Origin of the sequence: Pseudomonas sp. yb_9 (assembly GCF_043103635.1) — a bacterium.
Taxonomy (GTDB): domain Bacteria; phylum Pseudomonadota; class Gammaproteobacteria; order Pseudomonadales; family Pseudomonadaceae; genus Aquipseudomonas; species Aquipseudomonas monteilii.
The window spans coordinates 1-8,893 of the sequence record NZ_JBICKA010000078.1; the positions used below are offsets into that span (position 1 = coordinate 1).

The following is an 8,893-nucleotide window of genomic DNA, read 5'->3' on the forward strand; positions in this document are numbered from 1 at the left end:
GCAGTACATCTCGATGGCATTCAAAGCCGTGTCATCTCCCTTCCCCATGTAAGGCTCACTCTTCAGCCTGAAGCCCCAAACAAATTTTCCGGCCTGGCATTTCCGGAGTGGCCCCCACCCCCCCAAAAATCCGTCTGAAGCCGATGATGCTGCCTTTGGTACGACGTTCTGACCAGCAAAGGGATCAATTGATACCCGAGCCGATGATATTTTGCCATCAAGTTGCTGTGTTCCGCCCGAACGAACAACTTGGACCTTGCGATCAGGGCTGGTCCAATTGTTTTCAAACCTGGGAATTGTGACAGGCGTGGTTACATCCTCCTTGACAGTTATGGTTGAACAGCCCTGATCACAGGTATTTGAGTTCCAATTACCATAAAACTGGATGACCGTATTCTTCCTTGCCTTGAGCAAGCGAGCGGAAACAGCCTCATCATTATCGCACCCCCGACTGCTAGGAAAATTGAATGCATAGTCACCATCCAGCTTAATGGTACAAACATTGTTCTGACTACCGTCCCTGCCTTCATACAAAACAATTGACGCACCTGAAAAATCGAAGGACACATCGTTTTCCACCTTGATTCGACTTACCTTCCCGTCGAGCCCATTATTTTTGACCCAAACGATCTGATAATCATCATTGCTATAGAATGGCTGCTCGAAGGTATTAACCTTCACCACTTTGTCACGGCCAATATCGCGCTTAATGTCGACAACTGCGTAATCGTCTTGCAGGTTACCATCCGGACTGTCATAAAATGTAATTTGCGCCCCCTTTTTTACCCCTGACATAGAAAAAGATCGCATTTCGTCATTTTCGCATCCGAGCCGAGCCTGATCGCTCCCCTGCAAGTTAACGGTCCGATCAAACGCAGTGGAGAACGTACAAACAAGAGATTGGCTTACATTATTACCCTCATAGGCAACAATGCCCCCATTATTATGGGCCTCGACATACTCCAGAACATCGCCTTGTTCAACAAAATCGACCGCAATAAAATTGGGGGCTCGCTCAGCGGCTGGCTTGCACTGTCCATTAATCCGATCTACGAGCCCCACTCGACCTCCAATTTCATTGTCGTCGCCACTATGCAGACTTAAGGGAACACCATGATAGTGGTTCATAACAAAAAGCCGCGACCAGCCATCGAAGTCAGTGTGACTGGCTCGCTTTGTATTCAAGGGGATATCAGACCAACGTGTCTTGCAACTTAAATCGTGACTAAAAATAGTACCACCCAAAGACCAGTAGTTTTCGACGGTAATAGCCTTATCATGAAACATATAAACGTTGTTTGCATAAGCACCCGCATTTTCCGATTTTTGCGTGATGAGAATGAGCCGCTGATTAGCGTCAACCATCTCTTGCAACGTTGGCCACTGAGAGCGCCCGCCCCACCGCCCTTTTGGATTGAAAACAAAGTTTTTTAAAGTCGGAACAGCATTGAACGCATTCTGCATGGCTGTTCTGCTAGCGTAGTCCTCAAAATGAATAGTTATTACGGCATCTGTATTTGCCGCCAGAAACGCAGCCACCGTATTCAGAGCTGCGGCCAAGGTAGTTTGACAATCAAACTTGGGATGACACAGCTGAACTGGATTATTATAGGTGTCCAGCATAAGCCCCCTCACTCCATGGGCTAGTTGCTCTGAAATCGACAGGTCTTGGTTAGGGGTGCCCGTCCAGGTGTTGGTAACAAATGAATTATGGGACATCACCCATTGATAGTCACTGAATGGTCGTGATTTGTCCACTACCGTACCTGGCCGGGCGTTATTGATACTAGACTGCTGCGCCGACACGAGACCGCTCAACAACATTATGAGCAGCGCTAACAACCAACGCGCCAGATATATAGGAGCACCTCCACTCCAACGAGCTTCTCGGAGAAGGCGCATGAACGACTCAAACCTCCTTAGCCCAACACCACACGAAGCAATCTCGTTCATCATGATATTCCTCTTCTGCACTTTTCTGATTAGCGTAATTATCCGCTAGGCCCATAACCAATACAAAAGCACGAAAAAAATGTAGAAAATTTGCCCCGCAGGCATTCCACTTAGCAATATCTCAGAACTCTATATGCGCTATATAATTCAGCATTGGCACCCCGCTAAAGGCTGCCCTCAGTGGCTACGGAGCGCATGAACATAAAGGGGCACCAAAACCCGGAAAAACAGTGACAATAAATACATCTAAAGGATCGCGTATATTTAAGCTTCATGCGGAACCCGCTTTTCCGCTGCTTGCGCATCCACTCTGCCGAGTAGCCTTGCACAAGGCAACTAGCAAAAATGCTAGGTATTCTCCGAACGCAAGCCTTGCTCATGAGTCAGATGAGCTTCTCCGATTTCGAAGTGGAGCACCCATTCCGGGTGATCAAGCGCCAGTTCGGTTATGTGACGACTCGCTTTCGTGGCTTGGCCAAGAACACGGCGCAACTGAGCGGGCTGTTTGCGCTGTCGAATCTGTGGACGGCGTAGGTAGTTATAAGCGCTACGGGAGAGGTGCGCCTGTAGCGTGCAAGAACGAGGGCAAAGCCCTGGTTCTGACCCGGTCGAGACGTAGCTCATTGCGCTCGGGCAAACTTGATCGGGGTTTCCCCAATGATCACTTCATCGAAACCATGACAAAGTCTCGCTTTGATAAAAGGCCGACTGATGCTCAATGACCTGAGCTGGATGCTCTGCTTCCTGAGCAGATCGTGCCAAGGGGCGCGTTGCGCCTCCTTCGCGGCACGAGCCTCCCCAGGTGACCGTGACCGCATACGCATAGTTTGACGCCCCCGGCACGAACGGGGTACAGCTCAACCCCAATCATGCCCGACATCTATGAATGACCCGCACATATCATTCAGCGTGATAATAACCTTCGCCCCGTTCGATTCGTGCCTCACGCGCAACACACTCACACTCCGCCCACTACTCATACATTGGCGGAGTTCTCCATGGAACAATCACTCAAACCTTTGCGCTTTCCCCTCGCTGCCCTGGCAGTGGTGGTGATCAGCGCTTGCGGTCGAACCCCAGACGCCGTGCAGGCTCCCGCCGCGCCAAAGGTCAGTGTGGCCAAGGTGATCGAGCAACCGATCAACGAATGGGACGAGTTCACCGGCCGCCTCGAAGCCCCGGAAACCGTCGAAGTACGCCCACGGGTCTCCGGCCAGATCGACCAGGTGGCCTTCACCGAAGGCGCCCAGGTCAAGAAAGGCGACTTGCTGTTCCAGATCGACCCACGCCCGTTCCAGGCTGAAGTCCGCCGCCTTGAAGCCCAGCTGCAACAGGCCAAGGCCACTGCCATTCGCAGTGCCAACGAGGCCCGCCGTGGCGAACGCCTGCGTGACAGCAACGCCATCTCCGCCGAGCTGGCCGAGTCGCGCAGCAGCGCTGCCGCCGAAGCCCGTGCCGGGGTCGATGCCATTCAGGCCCAGCTCGACCTGGCACGCCTTAACCTCAGCTTTACCCGCGTCACCGCGCCTATCAGTGGCCGTGTCAGCCGCGCCGAGTTCACCGCCGGCAACATCGTCAGCGCCGATGTCACCCCGCTGACCAGCGTGGTGTCCACCGACAAGGTCTACGCCTACTTCGACGCCGACGAGCGCGTGTACCTCAAGTACACCCAGCTGGCACGCGAAGGCCAGCGTGGCCAGAGCACCCCGGTGTACCTGGGCCTGACCAACGAAAGCGGCAACCCGCACCTGGGCCAGATGAACTTCGTCGACAACCAGGTCAATCCGCGCACCGGCACCATCCGTGGCCGTGCGGTGTTCGACAACAGCGACGGCCAGTTCACCCCGGGCCTGTATGCGCGCCTGAAACTGGTGGGCAGCGCCCAGTACGACGCCGTGCTGATCAACGACGAAGCCGTGGGCACCGACCTTGGCAAGAAGTTCGTGCTGGTCATGGACAAGGACAACAAGGCTGCCTACCGCGCCGTGGAGCTGGGGCCGAAGCTCGAAGGCCTGCGCATCGTGCGCAGTGGCTTGGGCAAGGATGACCGCATCGTGGTCAAGGGCCTGCAACGCGTGCGCCCTGGTTCACCTGTCACGCCGGAAGAAACCCAGATGGCCAGCGAACAGACCCTCGCCGCCCTCGCCCAGCAGCGCCAAGCCCTGGAGGCCAGCAACCCGGCGCCGAAGGTGGCGGGCAATAACGTGAAAGTCGCCAGCGCCCAGGCGCCACGCGGTTAAGGGACCACACCGATGAACTTCTCGAAATTCTTCATTACCCGGCCAATCTTCGCCGCGGTGCTGTCGCTGGTGCTGCTGATCGCGGGCTCCATCTCGCTGTTCCAGCTGCCGATCAGCGAATACCCCGAAGTGGTGCCACCCACCGTGGTGGTGCGCGCCAACTTCCCCGGTGCCAACCCCAAGGTCATCGGCGAAACCGTCGCCGCGCCGCTGGAGCAGGCCATTACCGGTGTGGAGAACATGCTGTACATGTCCTCCCAGTCCACCGCGGACGGCAAGCTGACGCTGACCATCACCTTCGCCCTGGGCACCGACCTGGACAACGCTCAGGTACAGGTGCAAAACCGCGTCACCCGCACCCAGCCCAAGCTGCCCGAGGAAGTGACCCGCATCGGTATCACCGTCGACAAGGCCTCGCCTGACCTGACCATGGTCGTGCACCTGACCTCGCCGGACAACCGCTACGACATGCTCTACCTGTCCAACTACGCCATCCTCAACATCAAGGACGAGCTGGCGCGCCTGGGCGGCGTGGGCGACGTGCAACTCTTCGGCATGGGCGACTACTCGCTGCGCGTGTGGCTGGACCCGAACAAGACCGCTTCGCGCAACCTCACCGCCAGTGATGTGGTCGCTGCAATCCGCGAGCAGAACCGCCAGGTGGCCGCAGGCCAGCTGGGCGCACCGCCCGCCCCCGGCTCCACCAGCTTCCAGCTGTCGATCAACACCCAGGGCCGTCTGGTCAACGAGGAAGAGTTCGAAAACATCATCATCCGTGCCGGTGCCGATGGCGAAATCACCCGCCTGAAGGACATCGCGCGGGTCGAACTCGGCTCCAGCCAGTACGCCCTGCGTTCGCTGCTGAACAACCAGCCGGCCGTGGCCATCCCGATCTTCCAGCGCCCCGGTTCCAACGCCATCGAGATCTCCGACGAAGTGCGGGCAAAAATGGCCGAGCTGAAGAAGGACTTTCCGGAAGGGATGGACTACAGCATCGTCTACGACCCGACCATCTTCGTGCGCGGTTCCATCGAAGCAGTGGTACACACCCTGTTCGAAGCCTTGGTGCTGGTGGTATTGGTGGTGATCCTGTTCCTGCAAACCTGGCGCGCCTCGATCATCCCGCTGCTGGCTGTGCCGGTGTCGCTGATCGGTACCTTTGCAGTCATGCACCTGTTCGGCTTCTCGCTCAACGCCTTGTCACTCTTCGGCCTGGTGCTGGCCATCGGTATCGTGGTGGACGACGCCATCGTCGTGGTGGAAAACGTCGAACGTAATATCGGGCTGGGCCTGAAACCGCTGGAAGCCACGCAAAAGGCCATGAGCGAAGTGACCGGGCCGATCATCGCCACCGCCCTGGTGCTGTGCGCCGTGTTCGTACCTGCTGCATTCATTTCCGGCCTTACCGGGCAGTTCTACAAGCAGTTCGCCCTGACCATCGCCATTTCCACCGTGATCTCGGCATTCAACTCGCTGACGCTGTCGCCGGCCCTGGCTGCCGTGTTGCTGAAGGACCACCATGCGCCCAAGGACCGTTTCTCGCGGTTCCTCGACAAGCTGCTGGGCAGCTGGCTGTTCTCCCCGTTCAACCGGTTCTTCGACCGCGCCTCCAACCGCTACGTCGGTGGTGTGCGCCGTGTCATCCGCTCCAGCGGCATCGCCCTGTTCGTGTACGCTGGCCTGATGGGCCTGACCTACCTGGGCTTCTCGTCCACCCCGACCGGTTTCGTGCCAGCCCAGGACAAGCAGTACCTGGTGGCCTTCGCCCAGCTGCCAGACGCGGCCAGCCTTGACCGCACCGAGGCGGTGATCAAGCGCATGAGCGAAATTGCCCTGAAGCAACCCGGTGTTGCCGACTCAGTAGCCTTCCCGGGCCTGTCGATCAACGGGTTCACCAACAGCCCGAACAGCGGCATCGTGTTCACCCCGCTCAAACCGTTCGATGAGCGCAAAGACCCGAGCCAGTCGGCGGCAGCCATCGCGGCTGCACTGAATGCCCAGTTCGCCGACATTCAGGATGCCTACATCGCCATCTTCCCACCGCCGCCGGTACAGGGCCTGGGCACGATTGGTGGTTTCCGCCTGCAAATCGAAGACCGTGGCAACCTGGGTTACGAAGCGCTGTACAAGGAAACCCAGAACATCATCGCCAAAAGCCACAACGTGCCGGAGCTGGCGGGCCTGTTCACCAGCTACCAGGTCAACGTGCCGCAAGTCGATGCCGCCATCGACCGGGAAAAGGCCAAAACCCACGGCGTGGCGATCACCGACATCTTCGACACCCTGCAGGTTTACCTGGGCTCGCTGTACACCAACGACTTCAACCGCTTTGGCCGCACCTACCAGGTCAACGTCCAGGCCGAGCAGCAGTTCCGCCTCGATGCCGAACAGATCGGCCAGTTGAAGGTGCGTAACAACCTGGGCGAGATGATCCCGCTGGCGACCTTCCTCAAGGTCAGCGACACCTCCGGGCCAGACCGGGTCATGCACTACAACGGCTTCATCACCGCAGAAATCAACGGTGCCGCCGCCCCGGGGTACAGCTCTGGTCAGGCCGAAGCTGCGATCGAGAAACTGCTGAAAGAGGAACTGCCCAACGGCATGACCTTCGAGTGGACCGACCTGACCTACCAGCAGATCCTCTCGGGCAATACTGCACTGCTGGTGTTCCCGCTGTGCGTACTGCTGGCGTTCCTGGTACTGGCTGCCCAGTACGAAAGCTGGAGCCTGCCACTGGCGGTGATCCTGATCGTGCCGATGACCCTGCTGTCGGCCATTACCGGTGTGATCGTGTCGGGTGGCGACAACAACATCTTCACCCAGATCGGTTTGATCGTACTGGTGGGCCTGGCGTGCAAGAACGCGATCCTGATCGTCGAGTTCGCCAAGGATGAACAGGCCAAAGGCCTCGACCCGCTGGCTGCCGTGCTGGAAGCCTGCCGCCTGCGTCTGCGGCCGATCCTGATGACTTCGATCGCCTTCATCATGGGTGTGGTGCCCCTGGTGTTCAGCTCCGGTGCAGGTTCCGAAATGCGCCACGCCATGGGTGTGGCAGTGTTCTCGGGGATGATCGGCGTGACCGTGTTCGGCCTGTTCCTGACCCCGGTGTTCTTCTTCCTGATTCGCCGTTTCGTCGAGCGTCGCCAGGCCCGCAAGGCCGCACGCGTTCACTCGCTGGAGAACCCTGCATGAACCTGCTCAAACCCCTGACCCCAAGCCTGCTGGCACTGGCCCTGGCGGCCTGTGCGGTAGGCCCGGACTACCAGGCCCCGGCCACCGAACCTGCGCAGCTGAACAGCGACGTGCAGGCCAACGCCTACGACCGTACCCGCTTCGAAAGCCTGTGGTGGAAGCAGTTCGATGACCCGGTGCTGAACCAGCTGGTACAGGCCTCGCTCGACGGCAACCGTGATTTGCGCGTGGCTTTCGCCCGTTTGAAATCGGCCCGCTCGATCCGTGAAGACGCCGAGAACGACCAGTTCCCGGTGGTCACCAGCCGTGCCAGCAGCGACATTGGCAAGGGTCAGATCCCCGGCCAGACCACGCAGCGGGTGAACAGCGAGCGCTACGACCTGGGCCTGGACATGGCCTGGGAGCTTGACCTGTTTGGCCGCATCCAGCGCCAGATCGAGGCCAGCGAAGCCCAGGAAGCGGCAGCCGCCGCCGACTTGCAGCAGTTGCAGGTCAGCCTGATCGCCGAGCTGGTCGATGCCTACGGGCAGCTACGCGGTGCCCAGTTGCGCGAGAAGATCGCCCTGGCCAACCTCAAGACTCAGCAGGAATCGCGGACCATTACCGAAACCCTGCGCGATGCCGGCGTGGGCAACGACCTGGACGTGGTGCGTGCCGATGCACGCCTGGCCGGGGTCGAGGCCACTGTGCCGCAACTGCAAGCTGAACAGGCGCGGGCGCGTCATCGCATTGCCACCCTGCTCGGCCAGCGCCCAGAGGCACTCAGCGTAGACCTGTCGCCCAAGGCCCTGCCGGCCATCGCCAAGGCGTTGCCGGTAGGCGATCCGGGCGAACTGCTGCGCCGCCGCCCGGATATCCGCAGCGCCGAACGCCAACTGGCGGCCGCCACCGCCAACGTAGGCGTGGCCACGGCAGACCTGTTCCCCCGCGTCAGCCTCAGCGGCTTCCTGGGCTTTACCGCCGCGCGTGGCTCCCAAATCGGCTCTTCGGCCGCCAATGCCTGGGCACTGGGCCCAAGCATTACCTGGGCGGCCTTCGACCTGGGCAGTGTGCGGGCCCGCCTGCGCGGCGCCAAGGCCGATGCCGAAGGGGCACTGGCCAATTACGAGCAGCAGGTATTGCTGGCCCTGGAAGAGTCGGCCAATGCCTTCAGCGATTACGACAAGACCCAGCAGCGGCTGCTGTCGCTGATGCGTCAGAGCGATGCCAGCCGCAAGGCGGCAGAGCTGGCCTCGATCCGCTATCGCGAAGGGACGGTCGACTACCTGGTGCTGCTCGATGCCGAGCGTGAACGGTTGAGCGCAGAAGATGCGCAGGCCCAGGGCGAAGTCGAGCTGTACCGCGGCATTGTCTCGATCTACAAGGCCCTGGGCGGTGGCTGGCAACCGGAAACCGTGGCCAGCGCACACTGATACACCCCGCTTGAACGACTCCTTTGGTTGGCTCCTCCCCCAACCGTTTGCCCCGCAGGCCTTGGTCCGCGGGGCTTTTTTATGGCAAAAGAAAGC

Annotated in this window: 4 protein-coding genes and 1 pseudogene; 4 read left to right on the plus strand and 1 reads right to left on the minus strand. The window is 59.3% G+C overall.

Features of this window, described 5'->3' with window-relative positions:
• On the minus strand, positions 1-1,956 hold a 1,956-nt coding region (locus ACF8MI_RS20775), incomplete at its 3' end, for a phosphatidylinositol-specific phospholipase C domain-containing protein (RefSeq protein WP_392517772.1).
• Between the two features lie 402 nt (positions 1,957-2,358).
• Between ACF8MI_RS20775 and ACF8MI_RS20780 the strand changes: the two are divergent.
• From ACF8MI_RS20780 to ACF8MI_RS20795, 4 genes and pseudogenes are all read left to right on the plus strand, one after another.
• A pseudogene (locus tag ACF8MI_RS20780) lies at positions 2,359-2,487 on the plus strand (transposase); the annotation flags it as partial.
• A 464-nt stretch (positions 2,488-2,951) separates the two neighbouring features.
• Positions 2,952-4,193, plus strand: coding sequence for a multidrug efflux RND transporter periplasmic adaptor subunit MexE (gene mexE / locus ACF8MI_RS20785; RefSeq protein WP_019099270.1), 1,242 nt, complete (start codon positions 2,952-2,954; stop codon positions 4,191-4,193).
• Between the two features lie 12 nt (positions 4,194-4,205).
• A complete protein-coding gene (locus ACF8MI_RS20790) occupies positions 4,206-7,385 on the plus strand; it encodes an efflux RND transporter permease subunit (RefSeq protein ID WP_200929382.1) in 3,180 nt (1,059 codons plus the stop codon).
• Entirely contained in the window at positions 7,382-8,797 is a 1,416-nt protein-coding gene (locus tag ACF8MI_RS20795) for an efflux transporter outer membrane subunit (protein WP_104834675.1), read from the plus strand. The genes ACF8MI_RS20790 and ACF8MI_RS20795 overlap by 4 nt, the downstream gene beginning before the upstream one ends.
• The last annotated feature ends 96 nt before the right edge of the window (positions 8,798-8,893 follow it).

What these genes read in the sequence shown, in the direction of transcription:
- mexE (WP_019099270.1), top strand. Translation starts at nt 2,952, where the DNA reads ATGGAACAATCACTCAAACCTTTGCGCTTTCCCCTCGCTGCCCTGGCA.
- ACF8MI_RS20790 (WP_200929382.1), top strand. Translation starts at nt 4,206, where the DNA reads ATGAACTTCTCGAAATTCTTCATTACCCGGCCAATCTTCGCCGCGGTG.
- ACF8MI_RS20795 (WP_104834675.1), top strand. Translation starts at nt 7,382, where the DNA reads ATGAACCTGCTCAAACCCCTGACCCCAAGCCTGCTGGCACTGGCCCTG.